Source organism: Acinetobacter sp. Li1LvA2, from assembly GCF_056156705.1.
Map to the genome: position 1 here is coordinate 17,991 of NZ_JBSICF010000005.1, position 25,755 is coordinate 43,745.

The following is a 25,755-nucleotide window of genomic DNA, read 5'->3' on the forward strand; positions in this document are numbered from 1 at the left end:
AAGATTGGGCATGATCAAATTAGATCGATATGGGAATAAAGCTTTGAGCGATTACTTCAAGAATGCCGTATTGTGGCTAATAATACTTGGTGTTCTGATTTTAATTTTCAGTAATATCAGTGACCGCAACAAGCCTACTGCGATGAAATATTCAGATTTCGTTGCAGCGGTGAATAGTGGCCAAATTAAGCAAGTCACAATTGACGGTTTAAATATTAATGGTGAAAAAACTAACGGATCACAGTTTGAAACTGTTCGTCCGCAAGTTGAAGACACTGAGCTTATGCCAAGCTTAAATAAACAAAATGTTGTTGTTGAGGGAACAGCTCCACAACGTCAAGGCATTTTGATGCAACTTCTCATTGCTAGTTTCCCTGTACTGTTAATCATTTTGTTATTCATGTTCTTTATGCGTAACATGGGTGGTGGTGCAGGCGGAAAGAATGGACCGATGAGTTTTGGTAAATCGAAGGCAAAAATGCTTTCTGAAGACCAGATCAAAGTCAATTTTTCTGACGTCGCCGGCTGTGATGAAGCAAAACAAGAAGTTGTTGAAATTGTTGATTTCTTAAAAGACCCTGCAAAATTCAAACGTTTGGGCGCGACTATTCCTCGTGGCGTACTTATGGTTGGTCCTCCGGGTACTGGTAAAACATTATTAGCTAAAGCAATTGCTGGTGAAGCGAAGGTTCCTTTCTTCAGCATTTCAGGTTCTGACTTTGTAGAAATGTTCGTGGGTGTGGGTGCGTCCCGTGTCCGTGATATGTTTGAGCAAGCGAAGCGTCACGCGCCATGTATCATCTTTATTGATGAGATTGATGCAGTTGGTCGTCACCGTGGTTCGGGTACAGGTGGTGGTCATGATGAACGTGAACAAACCTTAAACCAGATGCTTGTGGAAATGGATGGTTTTGAAGGTAATGAAGGCGTAATCGTTATTGCTGCAACTAACCGTGTTGATGTGCTTGATAAAGCATTATTACGTCCAGGTCGTTTTGACCGTCAAGTAATGGTTGGTTTACCTGATATTCGTGGTCGTGAGCAAATTCTGAATGTACATTTGAAAAAATTACCTTCAGTTACAGGTGTAGACATGAAAGTGTTAGCACGTGGTACGCCAGGTTTCTCTGGTGCACAGTTGGCTAACCTTGTTAATGAAGCTGCATTATTTGCTGCACGCCGTAATAAGAATACGGTCGACATGCATGACTTTGAAGATGCAAAAGACAAAATCTACATGGGTCCAGAGCGTAAGTCGATGGTTCTACGTGAAGAAGAGCGTCGTGCAACTGCTTATCATGAAGCTGGTCATGCAATTGTTGCAGAGATTTTGCCTGGTACAGATCCAGTTCATAAAGTAACGATCATGCCACGTGGTTGGGCTTTGGGTGTAACTTGGCAGTTACCTGAACAAGACCAGATTAGCCATTATAAAGACAAGATGCTAAATGAGATTGCGATTTTGTTTGGTGGTCGTATTGCTGAGGAAGTGTTTATCCAACAGCAATCTACTGGTGCTTCAAATGACTTTGAGCGAGCTACTAAAATGGCGCGAGCAATGGTTACTAAGTACGGTATGTCTGACAAAATGGGCGTAATGGTTTACGAAGATGAAAACCAGAATGGGTTCTTTGGAAATGTAGGAAGTCGTACGATTTCTGAAGCAACTCAACAGTTAGTTGATGAAGAAGTACGCCGTATTCTTGATGAGCAATATAAAGTTGCGCGTAATATCTTAGAAGGTAATAAAGATATTGCCCATGCAATGGTAAAAGCTTTGATGGAATGGGAAACCATTGATCGTGATCAAATTCGTGACATTATGGAAGGTCGTGAGCCACAACCACCTAAAGTCTATGTTGCTGAAAATCCAGTGGCTGCATTTGAACCACCAAAAGATGGTCCATCTACACCACCACCATTACCAGCAATGAACTAAAAATTAGTTAAGCAAAAGAGCCACAGTCATGTGGCTCTTTTTTTATGCATGTATGTTCAGACAAAGCCGAAAAGAAATCAGCAGTATATTGATCAGAGTCTTGTTAAAATGTTGCCGAATATTAAATTGGAGCTTGTCATGCAGTTAATGCCTTTACCTCAGCAAATTTTACAATGTGGGCAGCTTCAGTTGGATTTATCACAGCCTCATGTTATGGGTATTTTAAATGTCACCCCAGATTCTTTTAGTGATGGTGGAAAACATAATCAAGTGCACCAAGCTATTGCACATGCGCTAGTCATGATAGAGCAGGGTGCTACCATTATTGATATTGGTGGGGAATCTACCCGTCCAGGGGCATCTGAGGTAAGTGTAGAAGAAGAAATTAGAAGGGTTGTGCCTGTAGTTGCAGCTTTAGCTAAACATGATGTGATTTTATCAATTGATACGAGTCAGCCAGATGTTATCCGTGCAGCAAAAGAAGCGGGTGCTCATATTTGGAATGATGTACGTGCTCTTACTCGACCAAATGCTTTAAAAACGGCAGTAGAGTTGGATATCCCTGTGGTGATCATGCATATGCGTGGTGAGCCAACCACAATGAATCAGCTAGATCAATATGCGAATGTGACACTGGACGTGATGCAAGAGCTTCAGCAGCGTGTTGAAGAGGCTTTAACTGCGGGTGTAAAAAAACAGAATATTATTATTGATCCTGGGTTTGGTTTTGCAAAAAATGCGCAGCAAAATTTAAGACTGTTAAATGAATTCTGGAAGCTTAGTGAAATGGGTTATCCAATTTTATCAGGTCTTTCCCGTAAACGTTTTATTGGTGAAGCTTTACACGGCGTAGCTGCAGATGAGCGTGCAGTAGGAAGCGTTACGGGGCATTTGCTTAGTATTCAGCAAGGAGCATCAATTGTTCGTGCACATGATGTAAAAGCCATGCATGATGCAATTCTTGTTTGGAAAGCGATGACACAAGCTTAAAAAATAGACTTTTATAATCAGGCCATGATTGATTAATTTCATGGGGTAGATGATTGAGTCAGGGAAAATTGTCGTTATTATTTTGAAAATATGTTATAAGCGGCAGGTTTCTGCTGCTGTGTAAACTTTTGTATGTTCGAAGACTTACTTCTCCCAATGTTTGATGATGAGTATTATCCAGATATTTTAGTCGCTGAACTCAAGCAGTTAATTGAACAATTTGCCAAAAAAGTTCAGAAGCCTGCTTTAGCTGATCAGGATATTTATCGATATGCTCATCAAACTGTAATTGAAATCAATGAAATGAAACCTCAGTTCGAAGATCTAGATTCTTCCTTGGATGATAGTGCTGCTGACTATATTGCTGAAGCAATGATGATGGTGGCACAGGATGCAGGATATTTAGACCTTGAAATGGAAGAGCTGGTGATGAATCGAGAGTGGTGATTACTCTCGATTCTCAATACCTTCAAAAGCATCTAATAAATGACAAGATGCTTTTAAATGAATTTCATCTATTTTTTTAATTTTTAAAACTAAAACACCATTCTCTTGATAATTTGCATCTGCTAATAAACTGACCCAATAATTTTCTCGTTTTTGTTCCAATTCTTTAAATTTATCTAGAATCTGTTCAGGTGCTTTAATTAAATAATCGTCTTGGGTAATAGAGCAACGTGAAAAATACCAATGGTTATCTTTAAAAGAAATGGTGCCTGAGAAAAGATCTGTAGCATAAACGTTTGTTATAGAAAGGGTGGTACACAGAAGTAATAATATTCTTATCATAAAATTCATTTTCATTAGACATAAAAAAACCAGCTTACGCTGGATTCTTTGTAGCACCAAATTCAATATTTGAAAATGGTGCCCGGGGCCGGACTCGAACCGGCACGCTTTGTGGGCGGGGGATTTTAAATCCCCTGTGTCTACCTATTTCACCACCCGGGCATGTGCGCAATAATAGAGGACAAGTTCGCGATTGGCAAGAGAAAATCAGATAGTTTGCTTTATTTTCAATCAGTTCTTGTTGGTATTTATATAATTTAACCAATTTATGTCATGATTTATTCATTAAACTGAGATCACTTGTTCATCTTATCTACTTAAGTTTAAGACACTCATTGCTTAAAACTTAGGTAATTTTATGTCAGAGAAAATTTCACGCCGAGAATTAATTCAAAAAAGTCTGTTCGGTTTTGGGGCGCTATCTTTGCCGGTAGCTTTTACGGGTTGTAATGATGGTTCCGATGAAGAAAGTTCGGAGGCACAAGCAGATTTTTTGCATGGCGTTGCAAGTGGCGACCCATTGCAGGATAAAGTAATTTTATGGACGCGTTTAACACCGGTAGATCTTAGTGCGCGCCTTAAGGTCACTTGGGAAATTGCTACCGATGACCAGTTTAAGCTGAATTTAAAGACTGGTGTGGTTCAAACGACTAAGACAGATGATTTTACCGTGAAAGTAGATGCAACAGGACTACAGGCGGATACCATTTATTATTACCGTTTCCATTTTGGTAATAAAACTTCACCTGTTGGTCAAACTAAAACTTTGCCTGTAAGTACCAATAAGGTCAGCTTTGCAGTATGTTCTTGTTCTAACTATCCTGCGGGTTACTTTTACGTTTATCGTGAAATAGCAAAACAGAATGTGGATGTAGTTATTCATTTAGGAGATTACATTTATGAATATGGGGCTGATGGCTATGCAACGGAAGATGCTGCAAAACTGGGCCGTACTTTGCCATCAGATAATAATAAAGAAATTATTAAATTAGATGATTACCGCAAGCGTTATGCGCTGTATCGTCAAGATAAAGACTTACAGGCAGCTCATCAGCATCATCCTTTTATTGTGATTTGGGATGATCACGAGTTAGCAAATGATACTTGGCGCGATGGTGCGGAAAACCATCAAGATAATGAAGGGCTTTTTTCTGATCGTAAGTTAGCTGCTCTACAGGCTTATTTCGAATGGATGCCAATTCGCCCTGTTTCTAATACAGATCATCTCAATATTTATCGTCAGTTTAATTTTGGATCACTGGTTGAGCTAACGATGTTAGATACACGCATTATTGCGCGAGATAAACAGCTTGAATACAAAGATTACATGACAGCTTCTGGTTTAGATGCACAAAAATTTCAGGTTGATTTAACAGATTCAAAGCGTACTTTAATGGGGTATACGCAAAGAGATTGGTTGATTGATAAATTAAAGCAATCTACAGCAACCTGGAATGTGGTTGGTCAGCAAGTCTTAATGAGTAAAATGTGGGTTCCTGCTGAGTTGTTGGTCTCTCTGGGGCAAATTACTTCAGGTGGAACTTCGCCAGATGCGTTAGCTAAAATGAATGCGCAAATTACAGAATTAGTCACATTGAAATTGCGATTAGAGCAGGGTGATCCAACTTTAACTATTCAAGAAAAAGCGCGAGTCACAACTTTAGTTCCATATAATCTCGATGCTTGGGATGGGTACTATGCTGAGCGAGAGTTTGTGTATGATAAATTGGCAGAGTTTAATAAGAAAATTATTGTTTTGGCCGGCGATACTCATAATGCATGGGCATCTTACTTGTATAGCCAAAAAGGGAAGTATGTCGGTGTTGAACTGGCGACAAGCTCGGTTTCTTCACCGGGTCTTGAAAAGTATTTAAGTATTCCTTTGGATCAGTTACAAAAGTTTGAATTTGCCTTTACTACGCTTATCGATGAATTGACGTATTGTAATTTAAATCAACGTGGTTATTTGGTGGTTACGCTCGATGATACGCAAGTGCAATCGGATTGGATTTTTGTAGATTCAATTAAAAATGCAGAATATAAAGTAGATTCAAGTCGACACTATCAATTAATGTTAGATGCGAATTTAACGCCTGAACAAGATAAGCAAAAAACTGCTTAAATATATGGCTGGGAAAGGGGTACTAATAAGTATCCTTTTTTTAGGCATAAAAAAACCAGCTTACGCTGGATTTTTTATTGCACCAATTTCTATACTAGAAAGTGGTGCCCGGGGCCGGACTCGAACCGGCACGCTTTGTGGGCGGGGGATTTTAAATCCCCTGTGTCTACCTATTTCACCACCCGGGCTTTACCAAATTTGGAGGCGGAGGTCGGAATCGAACCGGCGTCCACGGAGTTGCAGTCCGCTGCATGACCACTCTGCCACCCCGCCTACATTTGGTGATGCACATATTAGCAACCTTTAGAAAAAAAACAATACTGTTTTGAGATAAGATGAACATAAAAGCAACATCTAGAATAAATTTGTCCAAATAATCATGTATTATTGGCACATTAAATTCATGTCTACCTTGGAGATGTGCTGTGGCATTGGTTTTAGACGGTCGTGCATTAGCAAAGCAAATTGAAGAAAATTTGTCAGTACGTGTTGAAGCTTTAAAAGCTAAAACAGGTCGTACCCCAATTTTAGCGACTATTTTGGTTGGGGATGATGGCGCATCTGCAACTTATGTACGCATGAAAGGAAATGCTTGCCGTCGAGTAGGCATGGATTCTTTAAAAATTGAGTTATCACAAGAAACTACAACAGAACAATTATTAGCTGAAATCGAAAAGCTTAATGCTAATCCAGATGTTCACGGTATTCTTCTACAACATCCAGTTCCTGCACAAATTGATGAGCGCGCATGTTTCGATGCGATTTCATTAGCTAAAGATGTAGATGGCGTAACTTGTCTTGGTTTTGGTCGTATGGCAATGGGTGAAGCTGCATATGGTTCAGCAACTCCAGCTGGCATCATGACCATTCTAAAAGAAAACAACATTGAAATTGCGGGCAAACATGCAGTTGTGGTTGGTCGCTCAGCAATTTTAGGTAAACCAATGGCAATGATGCTTTTGCAAGCGAATGCAACAGTAACGATTTGTCATTCACGTACTCAAAATTTAGCTGAACTTGTTAAACAGGCTGATATTATTGTTGGTGCTGTGGGTAAGGCTGAACTTATCCAAAAAGACTGGATTAAACAAGGTGCAGTGGTTGTCGATGCTGGTTTCCATCCTCGTGATGGCGGTGGTGTAGGCGATATCCAGCTTCAAGGTATCGAAGAAATTGCTTCTGCTTATACACCAGTACCAGGTGGTGTTGGTCCAATGACAATTACAACTTTGATTCGTCAAACTGTAGAAGCTGCTGAAAAAGCTTTAGGTTAATTTAATTTATTCACGACGGCGTCCTACCATTTAACGCAAATGTTAGGAGCTCGTATGTTACTTTTCTTTCGGGAAAAGTAACCAAAACCATTTGTCATCCGCAAAACTCGTCAGCTACTGGATAGCTATAGATGGGTCGCAGAAACATTTTAGTCTAATGTAGTGCTGCCTCGAACAATTGCGGATGACGTTAACGCGTATCAAATAGTAATTATAAATTGTTGAGCTTATTTATGAGCTGCACCTTTCAATTTACCAAAGCCCCTGAACATTTACTTCAAGCCTTGCATGAAGTCATTCCTCATTGTGAGTTGATGGTACAGCAGTTACCAGAAACACCTATTTCCTTGTGGTTGATTCCACCCGTTTTCCCAACCGATCGCTTAGATGATGAGGTTATTCGCCGAATCTGGAATGACACGCCATATTGGATTTTTTGCTGGGCATCTGGTTTAGCAATGGCGCAGTGGTTACTTGCAGAGCCACATCATGTTAAAGATAAAGTTGTTTTGGATTTCGGAGCCGGTTCGGGCGTAGTCGCAATTGCAGCTAAAATGGCTGGTGCTAAAAGAGTAATTTGTTGTGATATTGATCAAGTTAGTCTTGCTGCCTGCCGTGAAAATGCTTTGTTGAATGATGTTGAACTGGAATATCTGGACGATTTATATAAAGCAGAGCAAGTTGATGTTTTATTGGCTGCTGATGTGTTGTATGACCAGTGCAACCGTTTCTTTTTAGATGAATTTTTGAAATTTGCGCCAGAGGTTTGGGTCGCAGATAGCCGTGTTAAAAACTTTAGTCATCCAAAATATCAGAAAATTGATGAAAGAAGTGCATCAACATGGCCAGATCTTGATGAGGCTAAAGAATTTAGAAATGTAAGTTTTTATAAGACGCTGTAAAAGAACAGCGTCTTATTTATATTATGAGCAAGTATAACGAACTACTTTTAACGTACTTGGACGTGCTTCAAGTGCTTGGCGAGTCGCATAATCTTCACCATTGTTTAAGCTTGGCGTATTCGATAAACCAAATGAGGCACGAGTTTCACCCAATTGAACACCATAATGTTCTTGTTGAGCTGGGTTTGAAATCTCATTAATGCTTAGAACTGATAATTTATAAACTTTTTGAGCGCCTAATACATTTTGACAAGCACGTTGCAATTTACGTTCATCTAACTGCTGATTAGTGCGGCTAGCTAATGTGTAAGCTAAAGTTGCCGAAGTTTTTGTTTGGTTTTCAATCTGATAGCCAGTTGAACCATTGTATTGTCGAGGGGTGGTCTGACAAGCGGTTAAAACAAACATACTGCTTAATGCCAAACATAAAATACTTCTATTCATCAGTATCATCCTTATATTCTTATCTCTAGTATCTCATAAAACACAGTGATTGTTGGGGCTTAATCGCATGATTTAAGCTAACATCGGCTGGCGATATTAGCTCTTTTGTTAAAATATTAATGTTCTTTAATTTTTGAATGATGCTTAGTATCTTTCATAAAAATATAAATAATAAGTGAAATGAAGATCATAATACTCACATAAATAAAGTACCAAGATTCATGTCCAGCTTCTTTAAAACTTAAAGCAAAGAACTCTGCTGTACCGCCAAATAATGTATTGGCAATCGCGTAGGGTAAAGCTACCCCTAAAGCCCGAATATGTGCAGGAAAGAGCTCTGCTTTAACCACAGCATTAATTGATGTATAACCCGTTACCATCACTAGACCTGCCAAGCACAACCAGAACGCAGTCCAATAGTTATGTGTGGTTGCAAGGGTATTAAATAAAATATAAGTAAATAAAACCCCAGTTACACCAAAGGCAATCATAAGGGGTTTACGTCCGATTCGGTCTGACAAAGCACCTGCTACAGGTTGTAAGCACATGAAAATAAATAGCGCTAACGTGGTAATTTGAGTGGCTTCGGGTTTTGTAAATCCGGAGGTATTCACTAAATATTTTTGTAGGTAAGTAGTATAGGTGTAAAAAGCTAAAGTTCCGCCAGCTGTTAAAAATAATACTGTAAAAGCTTCTTTAGGGTAGTGTTTGAATAAAGCAAACATGCCTGATTGTGGTTGGTCTTTTTCAGCTTGAGCATTTTTAAAAGATTGTGTTTCTAATAAGCCACGACGAATACGGAACACAACAATGGCAAGTAAAGCGCCAATAAAGAATGGAATGCGCCATCCCCAATCATGCAACTGTTGTTCGGTTAATACCATTTGTAATATTAAAAGAACACATAGGGCTGTCAGTTGTCCTGCAATTAAAGTTACATATTGAAAGCTTGAGAAAAAACCACGTCGATTTTTTTCAGCCATTTCACTTAAATAGGTGGCGCTGGCACCATATTCACCGCCTACACTCAAGCCTTGAATTAAACGAGCGACAACTAATAAAAGAGGTGCAAATACACCAATACTTTCATAACTTGGCGTCACAGCAATAAGAAGTGAGCCTACACACATCAAAGTAACGGAAAGTGTGAGACCTGCTTTACGTCCTTTGCGGTCTGAATAGATTCCCATAATCCATGCACCGATTGGGCGCATTAAAAAACCTACAGCAAAAATTGCAGCTGCTTGAAGAAGTTGAGCTGTTTGACTTCCTTTTGGGAAAAATGCATGAGCAAAATAGAGCGTAAATGCGGCATATACGTACCAGTCGTACCATTCGACAAGGTTACCCGCGGAACCGCCCAAAATTGATTTTAGCCGGGTTTTTGTATCTAAATTAGAATGCGGAGTTGTTGCGGTAGAAGGTTGATCAACCATGAGTCGCTCCATGTTTCGCTTGGGTTGAATGCTAAAAAAGAGAAGTTTTATTCCGTTTTTACATATTATCCAGAGGAGTATTTCACTTTATTTTTTTTATGTCTGTAAAACAATGTTTATTATTTAAGCAAAGGAATACGTTGAATATTCATGTGATTTCAAATTAGCCGATCAGCTCATTTTTATAGTCTTGCTCCAATCTTTGACATACTATTTTTTCCAAGTAGTAAAAAGTGATAAAGAATGCGTAATGTTTAAGCCAAGAAAACCTATATCTCTTAAAAATAATGATATATTCCAAAGAAAATTTTAAATAAATACAGTTAGGCATGATGTCTTGGCATTGTGGACTAGATGTGTGTGGATAATGAAAGGGACATTCAGATGTCAAATTGCCCGAAAAAATATATTGTTGCTTTTGATCAGGGAACAACAAGCTCAAGAGCAATTGTTTTAGATCATGATGCTAACGTTGTAAGTATTGCTCAAAAAGAATTTACTCAGATTTATCCGCAGCCAGGTTGGGTTGAGCATGATCCTATGGAAATTTGGGCCACACAAAGTGCTGTTTGGGTAGAAGCTTTAGCTCAAGCTGGCATCAAGAGTGAACAAGTTGCAGCAATTGGGATTACAAACCAGCGGGAAACCACAATTGTATGGGATAAGAAAACAGGCAAGCCGATTTACAACGCGATTGTTTGGCAAAGCAGGCAGACAACTGAAATATGTAATCAATTGCATAAAGCGGGTTGGCAAGAATATATTCGTAAAACAACTGGCTTAGTTATTGATCCTTATTTTTCTGCTACCAAAATAAAATGGATTTTGGACCATGTAGAAGGAAGCCGTGAGCGCGCTGAGCGAGGAGAGTTATTGTTCGGTACGGTGGACACATGGTTAATCTGGAAATTAACCAATGGCGCAGCCCATGTCACTGATTTTACCAATGCTTCGCGAACCATGCTTTTTGATATTGAAAAGCTCGAATGGGATGAAAAACTTTTACAAGCCTTAGATATTCCTAGAGCAATGTTACCTGAAGTTCGTAGTTCATCTGAGGTTTATGGATACACACATACCATCAGTGGGCAAGAAGTAGGGATTCCAATTGCAGGAATTGCAGGTGATCAACAAGCTGCACTTTTCGGGCAAATGTGTGTAGAACCCGGGCAAGCAAAAAACACTTATGGCACAGGCTGTTTTCTACTCATGAACACGGGTAAAAAGATTGTTCTTTCAGAGCATGGCTTGCTGACGACGATTGCATGTGGCGCAAATGGTGAAGTGAACTATGCTTTAGAGGGCGCCGTGTTTAATGGTGGCTCTTGCGTACAGTGGTTACGTGATGAGTTAAAAGTGATTAAGAACGCTAAAGACTCTGAGCTTTATGCAACACGTGTAAAAGACAGCAATGGTGTATATGTTGTACCTGCTTTTACAGGTCTAGGCGCTCCCTATTGGGATCCGACAGCACGTGGGGCAATCTTTGGGCTTACTCGTGGAGCCAGTATAGAACATATTATTCGTGCGACTTTAGAATCAATTGCCTACCAGACAAGAGACGTACTTGATGCCATGCAGCAAGACGCAGAAGAAGAGCTTCGCACACTTAGAGTCGATGGCGGGGTAACGGAAAATAATTTCTTGATGCAATTTCAAGCCGATATTTTAGCGACCCCAGTAGAACGCCCAATAATGAAAGAAACTACTGCTTTGGGTGCAGCTTTTCTTGCAGGATTGGCAACGGGTTTCTGGCAGGATCTTCATGAGTTAAGAAATAAGTCTACGATAGAAAAAGTATTTGAACCCAAAATGTCTTCTGAGCAATCTGAAGTCATTTATAAAGGTTGGTTGAAGGCAGTGAAGCGTAGTCAAAGTTGGGCTGAGGATTGATCTGTTCTTTAACTGGTTAAATTCAATAGTAGGGTAATCAATTAACGGTAAATACTTGGTTATTTAAAATTGATTATTCTACTTTTTTGATTGTTGTTTTATCAATTTGATGTTTTAATTTTTATAAGATCAACAATAAAAAGAAAATGAGAAATGATAGTACAGCCTAATGATTATTCAAAAATATATGACATTGCCGTGATTGGTGGCGGTATTAATGGCGTCGGTATTGCTAATGATGCGGCAGGCCGTGGCTTATCAGTATTTTTATGTGAAAAAGATGATTTAGCTAGTCATACCTCATCTGCGAGCAGTAAATTAATTCACGGCGGTTTACGCTATTTAGAACATAAAGAATTTCGATTGGTTAGAGAAGCGTTGGCAGAGCGTGAAGTCTTGTTGGTTAAAGCTCCGCATATTATTAAACCAATGCGTTTTATTATGCCTCATCGACCACATTTGCGTCCTGCGTGGTTAATTCGGGCAGGCCTATTTTTTTATGATCATTTAGGAAAACGAGAAAAATTATGGGGGTCAAATCTTATTTATTTCAAAGAAGATAGTCCCCTAAAACCGGCTATAACGCGTGGCTTTGAATATTCGGACTGTACTGTAGATGATGCACGTCTTGTTGTGTTGAATGCGCTACAAGCTAAAGAGAAGGGTGCCAAAGTTGTAACACGGACAAGATGTGTTAAGGCTTATAGACAACAAGAACTGTGGCATTTGGAAATACAAAGCGGGGCTGAGTCTTATCAAATACGAGCAAAAGCCTTAGTGAATGCAGCAGGTCCTTGGGTCGAAGAAATTATTAGTGAAAACTTACAATTAAAATCGCCATATCAAATTCGGCTTATACAAGGAAGCCATATTGTTGTGCCTAAACTCTATGATTGTCATAAAGCTTTTATCATGCAAAATGAAGACAGACGCATCGTGTTTGCCATTCCTTATTTAGTACAATACACATTAATAGGTACGACAGATCAAGAATATATAGGTGATCCACAAAAGGTAGAGATTACCGATGTAGAAATAGATTATCTTTTGACAGTCACAAATTCACATTTTAAAAAGCAGCTGACCCGTACAGATATCGTCAGTCAGTTTTCTGGAGTCCGAGCTTTATGTGATGATGAGTCAGATAATCCGTCTGCAATTACACGTGACTATACTCTGGCACTACAGGCTGAACATAAAAAAGCACCTTTGTTATCTGTATTTGGTGGCAAGATCACGACTTATCGGAAACTGGCAGAGGCTGCTTTAGAAGATCTATCCCCGTTTTTTAGTAATATGGCAGAGGAGTGGACTGCAAATGAAGTATTACCTGGGGCGGAGAATTGGACCACACTTGAAGATTTAGTTATAAAGATTCAAAACCAAGTTGAAGGGGTAACCGAGCAGCTTGCTACTCGTTGGGCAAATGCCTATGGTTCTAGGGTTTGGGATATTTTGCATGAGCGAAAAGCTCTTGAGCAGTTAGGGCAAGATTTTGGTCATGGTTTATTTGAATCTGAAGTTCAGTATTTATGTGAATATGAATGGGCAAATACGGCAGAAGATATATTGTGGCGTAGAACTAAGTTGGGTTTGGCATTTGATGAAAAACAAGTAAAAAATTTGGAAAGTTATTTGGCTGGACGTCGACAAAAAGATGATGCCGCATAATAAAAAAGGCCGCACAAGGCGACCTTTTTTATATTTAGCAATTAGAAGCCAGTTTTTACAGCTTCAAGTAAAGCTGCTTGACGTTCTTTTAATGCTTTTGGTAAGCGCTCACCAAGTTTATTGAATAACTCAGTGTGGCTTTCAATTTCAGTAACCCACTGATCTTTATCTTGAGCTGTGATAAGGTCAAATTCTTCTTTAGAGAATTCAGTACCTTCCCAATTCAAGTCATCGTAAGTTGGAACAAGGCCAATTGGTGTTTCAATAGCGTTTGCACGACCTTCACAACGGTCAATGATCCACTCAAGAACACGCATGTTTTGACCGAAACCAGGCCATACGAAGTTGCCTTCAGCATCACGACGGAACCAGTTTACATTGAAGATTTTTGGTAATTTATTACCAGCAGCTTCAGCTTTTGTACTTACTTCTTGACCAAGGCTTAACCAGTGATCGAAGTAGTCAGCCATGTTGTAGCCAGCAAACGGAAGCATCGCGAATGGGTCACGACGAACGATACCTTGTTGACCAACAGCAGCTGCGGTAGTTTCAGAACCCATAGTTGCAGCTTTATAAACGCCATCAACCCAATCGAAAGCTTCAGAAACTAAAGGAACCGTATCTGCACGGCGACCACCGAAGATAAATGCAGAAATCGGAACACCTGCTGGATTTTCCCAGTCAGCATCGATAGAAGGGCATTGACCAGCAGCAACAGTGAAGCGCGCATTTGGATGAGCGGCCTTTTCACCATTTACGTGAGGTTGACCTTTCCAGTTAGTTAAGTTAGTTGGAATTTCTTTAGAAAGACCTTCCCACCATACTTGACCGTCATTAGTTACCGCAACGTTTGTATAGATAACATCTTTGTGAAGAGTTGCCATACAGTTAGGGTTAGTCTTGGTATTTGTACCAGGAGCAACACCAAAGAAACCAGCTTCTGGATTGATTGCGTATAGACGACCGTCTTCACCTGGTTTGATCCAAGCAATATCGTCACCTACAGTCTCAATTTTCCAGCCTTCATAGCCTGCTGGTGGAATTAACATTGCGAAATTTGTTTTACCACATGCAGATGGGAATGCTGCAGCGATATAGTGTTTTTCACCTTGTGGGTTAGTCACACCAAGAATAAGCATATGTTCAGCTAACCAACCTTGTTCGCGACCCATAACAGAAGCGATACGAAGTGCTAAACATTTTTTACCAAGTAATGCGTTACCGCCATAACCAGAACCGTAAGACCAGATTTCACGAGTTTCTGGGTAATGAACGATGTATTTTTCAGGGTTACAAGGCCATGCAACGTCTTTTTGCCCTTCAGCAAGTGGAGCACCTACGGTATGAATACAAGGAATAAATTCGCCGTCTGTACCTAATACGTCATAAACTGCTTTACCCATACGTGCCATTTTACGCATGCTAACAGCAACGTAAGGAGAGTCAGTTAACTCGATACCGATATGAGCAATATGGCTTCCAAGTGGACCCATAGAGAAAGGCACAACGTACATTGTACGACCTTCCATTGATCCTTCAAACAAACCATTTAACTTTTCACGCATAACAGCTGGTTCTTCCCAGTTGTTTGTCGCGCCAGCATCTTCTTTCTTTTGAGAGCAGATGTAAGTACGATCTTCAACACGCGCAACGTCAGATGGGTCAGAATTTGCAAGATAAGAACCAGGATGTTTTTCTTGGTTTAACTTCTGCATGGTGCCGTTAGCGATCATCAAGTCGATTAGACGTTGATACTCTTCTTCGCTTCCGTCACACCATTCGATTTTTGCTGGTTTGGTTAAGTTTGCAATTTCTTCAACCCATGCGATAAGCTTAGGATGACGAACGAATTCTGGTGCGTTCACTGTGGTCATGGTGAGGCCTATTCAAAATATGTACAACGTACAAGTCATTCATTGAGGTACAATGAAAGATCAAATAAAAAAGTGGCTGTATTAAAGCACAAAATCATAAAAAAAATAAGACTAAAGAATAAGAAATAAATATTTTGATTTTTTATTTTTTTTAATTTAAATCATATGCTTATTGTTTTTTGACGTATTTTATTCTTTACATTTTTATGTTGTATGTGTGTTATTTATATTATTTATTTTTTTTAAAATCAATAACTTGATGTTTAAATTTTTCTTGAGAATTATTATTGATTAAACAAATGATCATCATTCGAAATTTACATAAAGAGACTTTTATTAGGCGATTTTCTATACAAAATACAAGGTGAATCCTCTTTAAGATAATAAAAATGCGGACTTTAAAACCTCTCTCTATCATCTATAACCAGAAGTCGGGTTTTCATGCTTCAAAACATGAAGATATGTATGAACAATTAATGACTGTACTCACCGAATTTGGTTTTGAAATACAAGTTTTTGAATTAGCGGAAGATATTTCATTTGATGATTTAATGGATAAAGTGATTCATCGGCATAGTCAAAACGCGAATTTAGGCGTTGTGGTAGCAGCAGGTGGGGACGGGACGTTAAATGCAGTAGCATCAAAACTTCGACATACCAATATTCCTATGGGAATTTTGCCTTTGGGGACTTTTAACTACGTCGCTAAAGTTTTAGATATTCCTTTAGATTTGTTAGAGGCGGCTGAAGTTATTGCTACAGGTACACCCCGTTCTGTACATATTGCGACTATTAATGACCATGTTTATTTGAATAATGCGAGCCTAGGCCTTTATCCATTGTTTATAAAAAAACGTGAGCTCTACAATAAATACTTAGGACGTTTGCCTTTACATGCGTATACCTCAGCTTTAGATGTTTTATTAAGAGAAAATAAATCTATGAAACTTTCCGTCACAGTTGATGGAAAAAAATATCCAGTCAAAACCCCTCTAATTTTCTTTGGTAATAATCAACTTCAACTATGTGATATGAAATTAAGAATTGCTGATTGTGCTGCACAGGGGAGAGTCGCTGGAGTAGTTATTACAAAAAGTGATAGGCTTAGTTTATTACATATGCTTTGGCAATGGATTCAGGGAAAGGTTGAAGAGACAAAAGATGTTTATAGTTTTTGTGCTGATCATGTCATTGTTGAATGTTCAAAAAAATCAAAACTTACTGTAGCTTTAGATGGTGAAATATTAGAGATGAAAACACCATTAAATTTCACTGTAGAAAAGAATGCTTTAAATATTATGGTGCCTAATGTTATTACATCTGTCTGATTTGCATTTTGGAACAGAAATTGAGGCCTGTTTAGATGCAATTCGGCTTTTTTGTACCGAACATAAACCTGAAGTTATTATAGTGAGTGGAGATATTACTCAGCGAGCCAGATATCAACAGTTTTATAATTGTCGTCAGTTTTTAGATAGTCTTAATATTCCTTATCTTGTTGTGCCTGGTAATCACGATATTCCGTTGTATCATGTCTGGAACCGTTTTTTCTCACCATTTACTCGCTATCAATATTTTTTTGGCCAGCTTGAGCCAACTTTAGAAACTGAACATTTCTATATTGTTGGCGTAAACAGTATACGCCGCCGTTACCATACTCGTGGACATATTTCGATTGAGCAAATTCAAACTACATATGAGCGATTACAGCAAGGACCAGAGAATAAAATCAAATTAGTGGTTTTTCATCAGCCTTTTTATACCCCGCCTGATGATGAGCATGGTATTAAAGATTGTCCCGTATTAGGGAAAATGGCTCTCGAAAAATGGAGTAAGACAGGGCTATTTGGTATGTTACATGGGCATCTTCATAAAACAGCCGTATATGATTTAACGCAAATTTATCAATTAGAAATAGATCATCCTATTTATGATATTCATGCAGGAACAGCGACATCTAGCCGTTTGCATTATCATGTTCCAAATAGTTTTAATGTCATTTCAAATGAAGGAAGAATTAATCATTATTGGTTTAATGCACAGCTGGCTGTATTCACTTCTGATTGATTTGGTTTAGATGAGTTTAATTATTTGATTGTTTAAAAAATATTCGAAAAAGATAAGTTTTTTTTCATTTTCCCCTTGAAGCCTTTTTTTTCATCCCCACAAAAGTGACATCTAAATATTTTGTTATTGCTCTGGATTAAAGCAATAACGATTAATCAAAAAGACTTAGTCTGATGGAGTTAATTATGAGCAACATTCGTCCATTACATGATCGCGTTGTAATTCGTCGCGTAGAAGAAGAAACCAAAACTGCTGGTGGTATTTTACTTCCAGGTTCTGCTGCTGAAAAACCATCTCAAGGTGAAGTAATTGCAGTTGGTAATGGTCAAATCACTGAGAATGGCGTACGTGCTTTGGATGTTAAAGTTGGTGACAAAGTATTGTTTGGTACTTATGCAGGTACAACAGTGAAAGTAAGTGGTGAAGAACTCTTAATCATGAAAGAGTCAGACATTTTAGCTGTGTTGGAAGGCTAATCAATCCATAACTCAATTCATTATCAGATTCAGTATTTAAAAAGATTCGGAGTTTAATATGTCAGCTAAAGACGTAAAATTTGGTGATTCAGCTCGCTCAAAAATGATTGCAGGCGTAAACGTACTTGCAGATGCGGTTAAAGTGACTTTAGGCCCTAAAGGTCGTAACGTAGTGATTGACCGTTCTTTCGGTGCTCCGCACATCACTAAAGACGGTGTAACTGTTGCTAAAGAAATTTCTTTAAAAGACAAGTTTGAAAACATGGGTGCTCAACTTGTTCGTGAAGTTTCTAGCAAAACTAACGACATCGCTGGTGACGGTACTACAACTGCAACTGTACTTGCTCAAGCAATTTTAAATGAAGGGATCAAATCTGTAACTGCAGGTATGAACCCAATGGATTTAAAACGTGGTATCGATATCGCAGTAAAAACTGTAGTTGAAAATATCCGTTCAAATGCAAAACCTGCTGATGATTTTAAAGCGATCGAACAAGTTGGTTCTATCTCTGCTAACTCTGATACTACTGTTGGTAAACTTATCGCTCAAGCGATGGAAAAAGTAGGTAAAGAAGGCGTAATCACTGTAGAAGAAGGTTCTGGCTTCGAAGACGCATTAGACGTTGTAGAAGGTATGCAGTTTGATCGTGGTTATATCTCTCCGTACTTTGCAAACAAGCAAGATACTTTAACGGCTGAGCTTGAAAACCCGTTCATCCTTCTTGTTGACAAGAAAATCGGCAACATTCGTGAATTGATTTCTGTTTTAGAAGCAGTTGCGAAAACTGGTAAACCACTTCTTATCATCGCTGAAGATGTTGAAGGCGAAGCGCTTGCTACACTTGTTGTAAACAACATGCGCGGTATTATCAAAGTATGTGCTGTTAAAGCTCCTGGTTTCGGTGACCGTCGTAAAGCAATGCTTCAAGACATCGCAATCTTGACTGGCGCAACTGTTATTTCTGAAGAAGTTGGTATGTCTTTAGAACAAGCAACTCTTCAAGATTTAGGTACTGCACACAAGATCACTGTTTCAAAAGAAAACACTGTAATTGTTGATGGTGCTGGTGATGCAGCTGCTATTGCTGAGCGTGTTCAGCAAATCCGTGCTCAAATTGAAGAATCTTCTTCAGAATACGACCGTGAAAAATTACAAGAACGTGTTGCTAAATTAGCAGGCGGTGTTGCTGTAATTAAAATCGGTGCGGCAACTGAAGTTGAAATGAAAGAGAAGAAAGACCGCGTAGACGACGCACTTCATGCAACTCGTGCAGCAGTTGAAGAAGGTGTGGTTGCTGGTGGTGGTGTTGCGCTAGTACGTGCTGTAAATGTATTAGACAACCTAAAAGGTGCTAACGAGGATCAAACAGCGGGTATCAATATTTTACGCCGCGCGATTGAAGCTCCACTTCGTCAAATCGTTTCAAACGCTGGTGATGAGCCATCTGTAGTGATTAATGCAGTTAAAGCGGGTGAAGGTAACTTCGGTTATAACGCTGCAACTGGCGAATATGGCGATATGTTAGAAATGGGTATTCTTGACCCTGCTAAAGTAACTCGTTCTGCACTTGAACACGCTGCTTCTGTAGCTGGTTTAATGTTAACTACAGAATGTATGATTACTGACATTCCAGAAGATAAACCAGCTGTTCCAGATATGGGCGGTATGGGTGGTATGGGCGGAATGATGTAATAACGCATCAACGCTTTAACCAAAAAATCCCTGCTTATGCAGGGATTTTTTATTTTTAAGTGATTTTAAGAAATAGTTAAGTTCAATAACTTATATTAAAAAACAGGAACAGCAGCTAGAAGTTCCTCTTTGTTACAGCCATGCTTATTTACTTATAAGCATGGTTTTTTTTATCCTAATAAAATAAACAACCATGTAATCGCAATGATAGAAAGTGCAACAAATTGAGCTGCACTTCCCATATCTTTTGCATTTTTAGAAAGCTGATGTTTTTCAAGAGAAACTCGGTCAACGACTGCTTCAATAGCCGAATTGAACAATTCAACGATCATTGCAAATAGACATACAATAATGAGTAAGACGTGTTCACTGCGGGTTACGTCAAGAAAAAAACTAACTGGAATTAAAATAAGATTAATCAAAACAATTTGACGGAAAGCTGCTTCATTTTTATATGCTGCTTTAAATCCGGAAATCGAGTAGCCCGTTGCATTGAGTATGCGTTTAAGACCACTTTTACCCTTATAAGGAGAATAGCTATTCATTTACTTATATTTCTGACACATTTCATGCATTATATAATTTGGGTCTTAAAAAATTATTAAATCTTTTTAAAGATTTTGACTTTATAACTGAATAGAGAAGAAGAGATGAAAAAAATTTGTGTAGCTTTGAGTCTTGCATTTTGTAGCATGCATGCTGCGTATGCCGAGCAAACTCTTACTCAACAAGTACCTGGATATTATAAGCATCAATTCGGAAAATACCGGGTAACGTCTTTACTTGATGGCACGATTTATCTAAATCCTAACTTGTTTAAAAATTTAAATCAGACTGAGAAAACTAAAATATTAACTAAATATGCTGCTGTGAATGAGAAGGGTATTCAAACTTCGGTCAATGCATTTTTAGTAGATGATGGTAAGAGTTTAACGCTTGTTGATAGTGGGGCAGCAAGTTGTTTTGGCCCACAATTGGGTTCGATTGCAAAAAATATTGAATTGGCAGGTTATCAACTTGCTAATGTAAAAACAGTGTTGCTCACACATTTACACCCAGACCATGTATGCGGAATTGCTCAAAATGGGAAAGCCGTATTTCCTAATGCAACCGTTTATGCACATGAACGCGAAGCTGATTATTGGTTAAATCCTGCTTCTGAAAGGATAGTACCAGCAGACAAAAAAGAAAATTATTTGGGTACTGTTAAAAATGTAAAAACTGCTCTTGCTCCATATCAAGCAAAAAAAGCATTCAAGACATTTAAAGATGGTGATGTTATTCAAGGTTTTGAAGTGATCGATACGCGCGGTCATACACCTGGGCATCATAGCTTTCGCTTAAAGAGTAATGATCAGCAAATTATTTTTGTTGGAGACATTGTTCATTCACATTCTTTGCAGTTTGATGCTCCAAAAACTGGTGTGGATTTTGATGTAAATTCTGAGCAGGCGATTAATACCCGTTTAAAAATGTTTGCTGAAATTTCAAATAAGCAGCAATGGGTAGCAGCACCACATTTACCATTCCCAGGTATTGGTCATGTTTACAAAGTAAACGCTGAGCAATATCAGTGGATCCCACTTTATTTTGATAATGTCATAGAGAAATAAAAAAAAACAGGGCATTTATTGCCCTGTTTTTTTATTAAAAACTTTAATTATTTTGCGGCTTTTTCATAATTAATAACAGCTTCACGACCAAGTGCTGGGTCATCTGTAAAGACTCCATCAACACCAGCTTTGAAATAGGCTTCAAACTCTTTTAAAGCACCAGTTAGGCAGCGCTCAGCTGGTTTATCTTGACTGCATTTTAAAGGCGTTGGTAAGAAATTATTTTCTGGACGGAATGTATAAGGATGTACTTTTAAGCCAGCTGCATGAGCATCAGAAATAAACGAAGTCGTTTGAACTGAGCCATTGTCATTAAAGTTTAGAATATAACCTTTACTTGGTCCTACACCGTTTGCATATTTAGCAACCTCTTTTAAGCTTTGTGCTGTGGCTAAATCTGCATAAGTTTTAGTTTCTCCAGATTCAACAAAGTCGGCTGGTTGCGAAGTCTTAGCATCATAAAGTTGAATGATTTGTGCATGTTTAATGGTTTTATGAAGATCCAACTGATCTTTTAAATATTTTAAATTACTTACTTCAAAAGACTGTAAATAGACAGGTGCAATATCACGTGTATATTCATATTTCGCTAATGTTTTAAGAAGGGTATCTTCCATTGCCAAATTATGGTTTTTAAAGTAAGTCGGATGTTTGGTTTCAATATATAAACCAATAATTTTTCCTGTTTTTTTATAATTTGCTTCAGCCAGCTCAATCACCTGTTCTAGAGTCGGGACAGGATAAAGGTCGTTATAGGCTGTGTTTGCAGGTCGGAACTCTGGAATACGTTCACGCGCTTTAAGTTGCTGTAATTCATTTAAAGTGAAGTCTTCTGTAAACCAGCCTGTTAAGTCTTTACCATCAATATTTTTTGTTGTTTTACGATCTGCAAACTGAGTTAAAGTGCTTACATTGGTTGTTCCACCAATCTCATTTTCATGACGAGTAACCAATACACCGTCTTTTGTAGACACTAAATCTGGTTCAATAAAATCTGCACCATCATCAATAGCTTTTTGATATGAAGCTAATGTGTGCTCAGGACGTAAAGCGCTAGCGCCACGGTGCCCAATCACTAAAATCTTAGGAAGTTGATATTCTGGTGTAGTAGGCGTGTTTTCGGTTTTATCATCGTCATTACAACCAACCAAGCTAATTAAACTTAAGCATAAAATTGCTCTTTTAAACATAATTCTACTCATATTGTTTTAGTTGAAACGGCTCTAGTCTGCCCATTGAATTTGACGTGAACATGAAGAATTCATGAATTTTCAGTGACACTTGTTAAAGCCTTCTTTATGGCTTTGTAGGAAATAGCCATTCCTGCTTTGTTTTTGTCCTAATTGCATTTATTGTGTTAATTCTACTTGTCTTTTATATGTCGCTCGTTGATGATCAAGAGGCCAAATTTGGCAGTGCCATATGTTAATTGACGACCTAATTCTGAGCAGCCATGCTATCTAAATTTTTTATTCAGCGCCCTATTTTTGCCAGTGTACTCGCAATTATTGTTATGGCATTTGGTATTTTCTCTGTGCTTAATTTGCCCGTAGAACGCTACCCCGATATTGCACCACCAAAAATTACAGTATCGGCAAGTTATAGTGGGGCAGATGCACAAACAGTTGAGCAAAGTGTTACTCAGATTTTAGAACAGCAAATACAAGGTATCGATCACTTACTTTATTTTAGCTCTACCAGTGACTCGTCGGGACGTAGTCGAATTACCATTAGTTTTGATAATGGAACAAATCCAGATACGGCACAGGTCCAAGTCCAAAATAGTATTAGTGGCGTGATAAGACGTTTACCCGATGAAGTACAACGCCAAGGGGTGACGGTGAGTAAGTCACTCGGCGATACTTTTATGGTGTTAGGTTTATATGACTCATCTGGTAAATCGGGAAATATTGAGCTATCGGACTACTTAACTACACATGTGGTCGATAACCTGAACCGTATTGAAGGGGTGGGTGAATCTGATGTTTTTGGTTCGCAATATGCAATGCGAATCTGGTTAAATCCAGAGAAATTAAAACAATATAATTTAATGCCAAGTGATGTTGCCAGCGCAATCACCGCTCAAAATACCCAAGTGGCTGCGGGTGCAATTGGCGATTTACCTGTTATTGATGGGCAATATTTAAATACTAAAGTTACAGCTGGTTCTCGACTAAAAACAGTTGAAGATTTTAAAAATATTGTGGTGAAAGCCAATCAAACAGCGAGTTATGTCTATTTAAAGGATATTGCTAGAGTCGAGTTGGGTGCAGAAAATTATCAGTCTTTTAATACCATTAATGGCTATCCAGCCGCTGGTTTAGGTATTTCGTTATCTTCGGGCGCAAATGCCATTCAGACCTCTAAACTCATCCATCAAACTCTAGATCAGCTGACAACTAAATTGCCTGCGGGTTATAAAATTGTTTATCCACGAGATAACACGCCGTTTGTTCAAGAGTCGATTAAGGAAGTCGTAAAGACCCTTATTGAAGCCATTATTTTAGTTATTTTGGTAATGTTCTTGTTCTTGCAAAGCTGGCGCGCGACACTCATTCCGAGTATTACCGTTCCAGTTGTTATTTTAGGAACTTTTGCTGTTTTATATGTGCTCGGTTTTAGTATTAACACCTTAACCTTATTTGCATTGGTACTCGCCATTGGCTTGTTAGTGGATGATGCGATTGTAGTCGTAGAAAACGTTGAACGGCTTATGCATGAACAGCACTTAACACCCAAAGAAGCAGCTATTGAGTCAATGGGCGAAATTAGTGGTGCTTTAATTGGGATTACATTGGTATTAACTGCTGTTTTTATTCCAATGTCTTTTTTAGGTGGCTCAATTGGGGTGATTTACCGCCAGTTTTCCATTACCTTAGTTGCCGCTATGGCGTTATCGCTCGTCGTTGCCTTAGTGCTTACACCTGCGTTATGCGCTTTAATTTTAAAGCCTAATCCAGAGCCTATGCGTTGGGCGGTTTGGTTTAACCAAAAAATTGATCAACTTAAAAATCAATATATAAAAATTGTCCAAACAAGCATTCGCTACAGTAAATCGGTTGTGGTTATTTTTGTGGCTTTGATCGCTGTGTTTATGCTGTTTTATAGCGGTTTAAAAAGTGGATTTATTCCCAAAGAAGATCAAGGCATTTTAAGTGTTCAAATTAAGCTTGTTGATAGTGCACCAATTTCGCAAAGTCAGAAAATTGGAGAACAAGTCCGTCAATACTTCTTAACCCAAGAAGATAAGAATGTGGATTTGGTTTTAATCCGCTATGGTCGAAATTATTCTGGTACAGGGCAGAACTTGGCACAAGGATTCATTGCTTTAAAACCTTGGGATGTACGTACTGGTAAAGAAAATTCGGCTGACGCTATACAAAAGCGTGCGATGAAATATTTTAGTCAATTCAATAATGCACAAATTAATGTGACATTACCTGCTTCGGTTAATGGTTTGGGTCAAACCGATGGTATGGATTTATGGATTCAAGATTTAAATGGCCAAGGACAAGATTTTCTAGATAGCACCTTCCGTCAGTTGCAAACTCAAAGTAAAAATTATTCAACTTTTGAAAACTTTGATAAGCAATCAACCAATAGTAAAGCAAATCTCAATATCAAAATTGATCAGAAACAAGCGTTAGCAAATGGTTTAGAACTCCCCGCAGTTAACAACACTTTGTCGAGTGCATGGGGTGGAACATATGTGAATGACTTTATTGACCGTGGCCGTATTAAGCGTGTCATGATTCAAGGTGATGCCGCGTTCAGATCGAAACCTGAAGATTTATATAACTGGTCTGTACGTAATAACCAAAATGAAATGGTGCCTTTTAGTTCATTTGCTAACTTTAGTTGGGGCGGCGCTCCTGAAATCGTAAAACGCTATATGGGTTATAGCGCTTTGCAGTTACAGGCAGATGTTGCGAGTGGCAGCAGTTCAGGTCAGGCAATGAAAGATGTTGAACAACTTGTAAATCAGCAAAAAGATGTTGGTTTAGCTTGGACAGGTTTATCTTTTGAAGAACAGAAGTCGACAAATCAGGCCGTCTGGTTATATTTAATTTCGGCAGGCTTTATTTTCTTATGTTTAGCCGCTCTATATGAAAGTTTGAGCATTCCAGCCGCTGTGATGACCTCTATTCCGCTAGGCGTCGGAGGAAGTGTCATTTTCTCTTATATTTTTGGACTGCCCAATGATGTGTATTTCCAGATTGCACTATTAACCACAATTGGCTTGTCATGTAAGAACGCAATTTTAATTGTTGAGTTTGCAGCTTTGGCTCAGGAAAAAGGTAAGACTGCAATTCAAGCAGCTCTAGAAGGCGCAAGCTTACGGTTAAGACCGATTTTAATGACCTCTTTGGCCTTTGGTGCAGGTGTAATTCCTTTGGTCTTTGCACAAGGAGCAGGGGCTGTGAGCCGTCAAGAAATCGGTATTAGTATTTTAGGTGGCGTGATGTTTGGTACGGTGCTGGTTTTATTCTTTATTCCAGTTATGTATGTGTTATTGCGTTCACTATTTAGATCGAAAGCATCTAGTTAAAAGTAAACAATTTAAAAAGAGGC

At 38.6% G+C, this 25,755-nt stretch carries 20 protein-coding genes and 3 tRNA genes; 14 read left to right on the top strand and 9 right to left on the bottom strand.

Annotated elements, in window-relative coordinates; all coding sequences use genetic code 11:
• The first annotated feature begins 43 nt into the window (after nt 1-43).
• The 3 genes from ftsH (at nt 44) to ACS604_RS11315 (ending at nt 3,376) form a co-directional block, all read left to right on the top strand.
• Nucleotides 44-1,939 carry an ATP-dependent zinc metalloprotease FtsH gene (gene ftsH / locus ACS604_RS11305; RefSeq protein WP_034591375.1) on the top strand — a complete coding sequence of 632 codons (1,896 nt, stop codon included), beginning with the start codon at nt 44-46 and terminating at the stop codon, nt 1,937-1,939.
• Nucleotides 1,940-2,077: 138 nt separating this feature from the next.
• On the top strand, nt 2,078-2,929 hold the full coding sequence (gene folP / locus ACS604_RS11310) for a dihydropteroate synthase (RefSeq protein ID WP_216069917.1): 852 nt from the start codon (nt 2,078-2,080) through the stop codon (nt 2,927-2,929).
• 132 nt (nt 2,930-3,061) lie between these two features.
• Nucleotides 3,062-3,376 carry a DUF5713 family protein gene (locus tag ACS604_RS11315; RefSeq protein WP_005307931.1) on the top strand — a complete coding sequence of 105 codons (315 nt, stop codon included), beginning with the start codon at nt 3,062-3,064 and terminating at the stop codon, nt 3,374-3,376.
• Here the strand turns inward: ACS604_RS11315 and ACS604_RS11320 are convergent, their stop codons facing one another.
• Nucleotides 3,377-3,718 (bottom strand): hypothetical protein, encoded by a 342-nt coding sequence (locus tag ACS604_RS11320; protein WP_474771823.1) that lies wholly within the window; start codon nt 3,716-3,718, stop codon nt 3,377-3,379.
• 76 nt (nt 3,719-3,794) lie between these two features.
• Nucleotides 3,795-3,880: transfer RNA gene (locus tag ACS604_RS11325), tRNA-Leu, on the bottom strand.
• A 196-nt stretch (nt 3,881-4,076) separates the two neighbouring features.
• Here ACS604_RS11325 and ACS604_RS11330 point away from each other — a divergent pair.
• Entirely contained in the window at nt 4,077-5,840 is a 1,764-nt protein-coding gene (locus ACS604_RS11330) for an alkaline phosphatase D family protein (protein ID WP_474771824.1), read from the top strand.
• Between the two features lie 102 nt (nt 5,841-5,942).
• On the opposite strand, the gene ACS604_RS11335 is transcribed toward ACS604_RS11330, so the two are convergent.
• Nucleotides 5,943-6,028: transfer RNA gene (locus ACS604_RS11335), tRNA-Leu, on the bottom strand.
• Nucleotides 6,029-6,039: 11 nt separating this feature from the next.
• Nucleotides 6,040-6,113 (bottom strand) — tRNA-Cys (locus tag ACS604_RS11340).
• Nucleotides 6,114-6,265: 152 nt separating this feature from the next.
• On the opposite strand from ACS604_RS11340, the gene folD reads away from it, so the two are divergent.
• On the top strand, nt 6,266-7,114 hold the full coding sequence (gene folD / locus ACS604_RS11345; protein WP_005307926.1) for a bifunctional methylenetetrahydrofolate dehydrogenase/methenyltetrahydrofolate cyclohydrolase FolD: 849 nt from the start codon (nt 6,266-6,268) through the stop codon (nt 7,112-7,114).
• Nucleotides 7,115-7,347: 233 nt separating this feature from the next.
• Nucleotides 7,348-8,016: a class I SAM-dependent methyltransferase gene (locus tag ACS604_RS11350; protein WP_174758604.1), complete on the top strand. Its 669-nt coding sequence runs from the start codon at nt 7,348-7,350 to the stop codon at nt 8,014-8,016.
• Between the two features lie 21 nt (nt 8,017-8,037).
• Here the strand turns inward: ACS604_RS11350 and ACS604_RS11355 are convergent, their stop codons facing one another.
• Complete coding sequence (locus tag ACS604_RS11355; protein WP_005307920.1) at nt 8,038-8,460, bottom strand: hypothetical protein; 423 nt, start codon at nt 8,458-8,460, stop codon at nt 8,038-8,040.
• A 116-nt stretch (nt 8,461-8,576) separates the two neighbouring features.
• Nucleotides 8,577-9,908 (bottom strand): MFS transporter, encoded by a 1,332-nt coding sequence (locus ACS604_RS11360; protein ID WP_107883046.1) that lies wholly within the window; start codon nt 9,906-9,908, stop codon nt 8,577-8,579.
• A gap of 372 nt (nt 9,909-10,280) precedes the next feature.
• On the opposite strand from ACS604_RS11360, the gene glpK reads away from it, so the two are divergent.
• Both glpK and glpD read left to right on the top strand, forming a co-directional pair.
• Complete coding sequence (gene glpK / locus ACS604_RS11365; RefSeq protein ID WP_474771825.1) at nt 10,281-11,789, top strand: glycerol kinase GlpK; 1,509 nt, start codon at nt 10,281-10,283, stop codon at nt 11,787-11,789.
• A gap of 153 nt (nt 11,790-11,942) precedes the next feature.
• A complete protein-coding gene (gene glpD / locus ACS604_RS11370; RefSeq protein WP_474771826.1) occupies nt 11,943-13,460 on the top strand; it encodes a glycerol-3-phosphate dehydrogenase in 1,518 nt (505 codons plus the stop codon).
• Between the two features lie 41 nt (nt 13,461-13,501).
• Here the strand turns inward: glpD and ACS604_RS11375 are convergent, their stop codons facing one another.
• The gene (locus ACS604_RS11375) at nt 13,502-15,334 is read right to left on the bottom strand and encodes a phosphoenolpyruvate carboxykinase (GTP) (RefSeq protein WP_004790485.1); all 1,833 of its coding nucleotides are present in this window, start codon (nt 15,332-15,334) and stop codon (nt 13,502-13,504) included.
• Between the two features lie 389 nt (nt 15,335-15,723).
• On the opposite strand from ACS604_RS11375, the gene ACS604_RS11380 reads away from it, so the two are divergent.
• The 4 genes from ACS604_RS11380 to groL all read left to right on the top strand — a co-directional run bounded on the left by ACS604_RS11380 (nt 15,724) and on the right by groL (nt 19,570).
• Nucleotides 15,724-16,662, top strand: coding sequence for a diacylglycerol/lipid kinase family protein (locus ACS604_RS11380; protein WP_174739321.1), 939 nt, complete (start codon nt 15,724-15,726; stop codon nt 16,660-16,662).
• Nucleotides 16,643-17,401, top strand: coding sequence for a metallophosphoesterase family protein (locus tag ACS604_RS11385; protein WP_238613017.1), 759 nt, complete (start codon nt 16,643-16,645; stop codon nt 17,399-17,401). Before ACS604_RS11380 ends, ACS604_RS11385 begins: the two co-directional genes overlap by 20 nt.
• A 185-nt stretch (nt 17,402-17,586) precedes the next feature.
• Nucleotides 17,587-17,877 (top strand): co-chaperone GroES, encoded by a 291-nt coding sequence (locus ACS604_RS11390; protein ID WP_002120604.1) that lies wholly within the window; start codon nt 17,587-17,589, stop codon nt 17,875-17,877.
• 58 nt (nt 17,878-17,935) lie between these two features.
• Complete coding sequence (gene groL, locus ACS604_RS11395; RefSeq protein WP_004790490.1) at nt 17,936-19,570, top strand: chaperonin GroEL; 1,635 nt, start codon at nt 17,936-17,938, stop codon at nt 19,568-19,570.
• Nucleotides 19,571-19,740: 170 nt separating this feature from the next.
• Here the strand turns inward: groL and ACS604_RS11400 are convergent, their stop codons facing one another.
• A complete protein-coding gene (locus tag ACS604_RS11400; RefSeq protein WP_004790498.1) occupies nt 19,741-20,115 on the bottom strand; it encodes a diacylglycerol kinase in 375 nt (124 codons plus the stop codon).
• A 105-nt stretch (nt 20,116-20,220) separates the two neighbouring features.
• Here ACS604_RS11400 and ACS604_RS11405 point away from each other — a divergent pair, with 105 nt between their 5' ends.
• Entirely contained in the window at nt 20,221-21,183 is a 963-nt protein-coding gene (locus ACS604_RS11405) for an MBL fold metallo-hydrolase (RefSeq protein WP_474771827.1), read from the top strand.
• Between the two features lie 47 nt (nt 21,184-21,230).
• Here ACS604_RS11405 and ACS604_RS11410 read toward each other — a convergent pair whose 3' ends face one another.
• Nucleotides 21,231-22,373, bottom strand: coding sequence for a glycerophosphodiester phosphodiesterase (locus ACS604_RS11410; protein WP_353158025.1), 1,143 nt, complete (start codon nt 22,371-22,373; stop codon nt 21,231-21,233).
• Between the two features lie 263 nt (nt 22,374-22,636).
• Between ACS604_RS11410 and ACS604_RS11415 the strand changes: the two genes are divergently transcribed.
• Nucleotides 22,637-25,732, top strand: coding sequence for a multidrug efflux RND transporter permease subunit (locus tag ACS604_RS11415; RefSeq protein ID WP_474771828.1), 3,096 nt, complete (start codon nt 22,637-22,639; stop codon nt 25,730-25,732).
• The last annotated feature ends 23 nt before the right edge of the window (nt 25,733-25,755 follow it).

Excerpts from the sequence above, each read along its gene's own strand:
- ACS604_RS11360 (WP_107883046.1), bottom strand. The coding sequence starts at position 9,908 with ATGGAGCGACTCATGGTTGATCAACCTTCTACCGCAACAACTCCGCAT.
- ACS604_RS11315 (WP_005307931.1), top strand. The coding sequence starts at position 3,062 with ATGTTCGAAGACTTACTTCTCCCAATGTTTGATGATGAGTATTATCCA.
- ACS604_RS11410 (WP_353158025.1), bottom strand. The coding sequence starts at position 22,373 with ATGTTTAAAAGAGCAATTTTATGCTTAAGTTTAATTAGCTTGGTTGGT.
- folP (WP_216069917.1), top strand. The coding sequence starts at position 2,078 with ATGCAGTTAATGCCTTTACCTCAGCAAATTTTACAATGTGGGCAGCTT.
- ACS604_RS11415 (WP_474771828.1), top strand. The coding sequence starts at position 22,637 with ATGCTATCTAAATTTTTTATTCAGCGCCCTATTTTTGCCAGTGTACTC.
- ACS604_RS11350 (WP_174758604.1), top strand. The coding sequence starts at position 7,348 with ATGAGCTGCACCTTTCAATTTACCAAAGCCCCTGAACATTTACTTCAA.
- ACS604_RS11375 (WP_004790485.1), bottom strand. The coding sequence starts at position 15,334 with ATGACCACAGTGAACGCACCAGAATTCGTTCGTCATCCTAAGCTTATC.
- groL (WP_004790490.1), top strand. The coding sequence starts at position 17,936 with ATGTCAGCTAAAGACGTAAAATTTGGTGATTCAGCTCGCTCAAAAATG.
- ACS604_RS11380 (WP_174739321.1), top strand. The coding sequence starts at position 15,724 with ATGCGGACTTTAAAACCTCTCTCTATCATCTATAACCAGAAGTCGGGT.
- ACS604_RS11320 (WP_474771823.1), bottom strand. The coding sequence starts at position 3,718 with ATGATAAGAATATTATTACTTCTGTGTACCACCCTTTCTATAACAAAC.
- ACS604_RS11355 (WP_005307920.1), bottom strand. The coding sequence starts at position 8,460 with ATGAATAGAAGTATTTTATGTTTGGCATTAAGCAGTATGTTTGTTTTA.
- ACS604_RS11330 (WP_474771824.1), top strand. The coding sequence starts at position 4,077 with ATGTCAGAGAAAATTTCACGCCGAGAATTAATTCAAAAAAGTCTGTTC.
- glpK (WP_474771825.1), top strand. The coding sequence starts at position 10,281 with ATGTCAAATTGCCCGAAAAAATATATTGTTGCTTTTGATCAGGGAACA.
- glpD (WP_474771826.1), top strand. The coding sequence starts at position 11,943 with ATGATAGTACAGCCTAATGATTATTCAAAAATATATGACATTGCCGTG.
- ACS604_RS11400 (WP_004790498.1), bottom strand. The coding sequence starts at position 20,115 with ATGAATAGCTATTCTCCTTATAAGGGTAAAAGTGGTCTTAAACGCATA.
- ACS604_RS11405 (WP_474771827.1), top strand. The coding sequence starts at position 20,221 with ATGAAAAAAATTTGTGTAGCTTTGAGTCTTGCATTTTGTAGCATGCAT.
- ACS604_RS11385 (WP_238613017.1), top strand. The coding sequence starts at position 16,643 with ATGTTATTACATCTGTCTGATTTGCATTTTGGAACAGAAATTGAGGCC.
- ACS604_RS11390 (WP_002120604.1), top strand. The coding sequence starts at position 17,587 with ATGAGCAACATTCGTCCATTACATGATCGCGTTGTAATTCGTCGCGTA.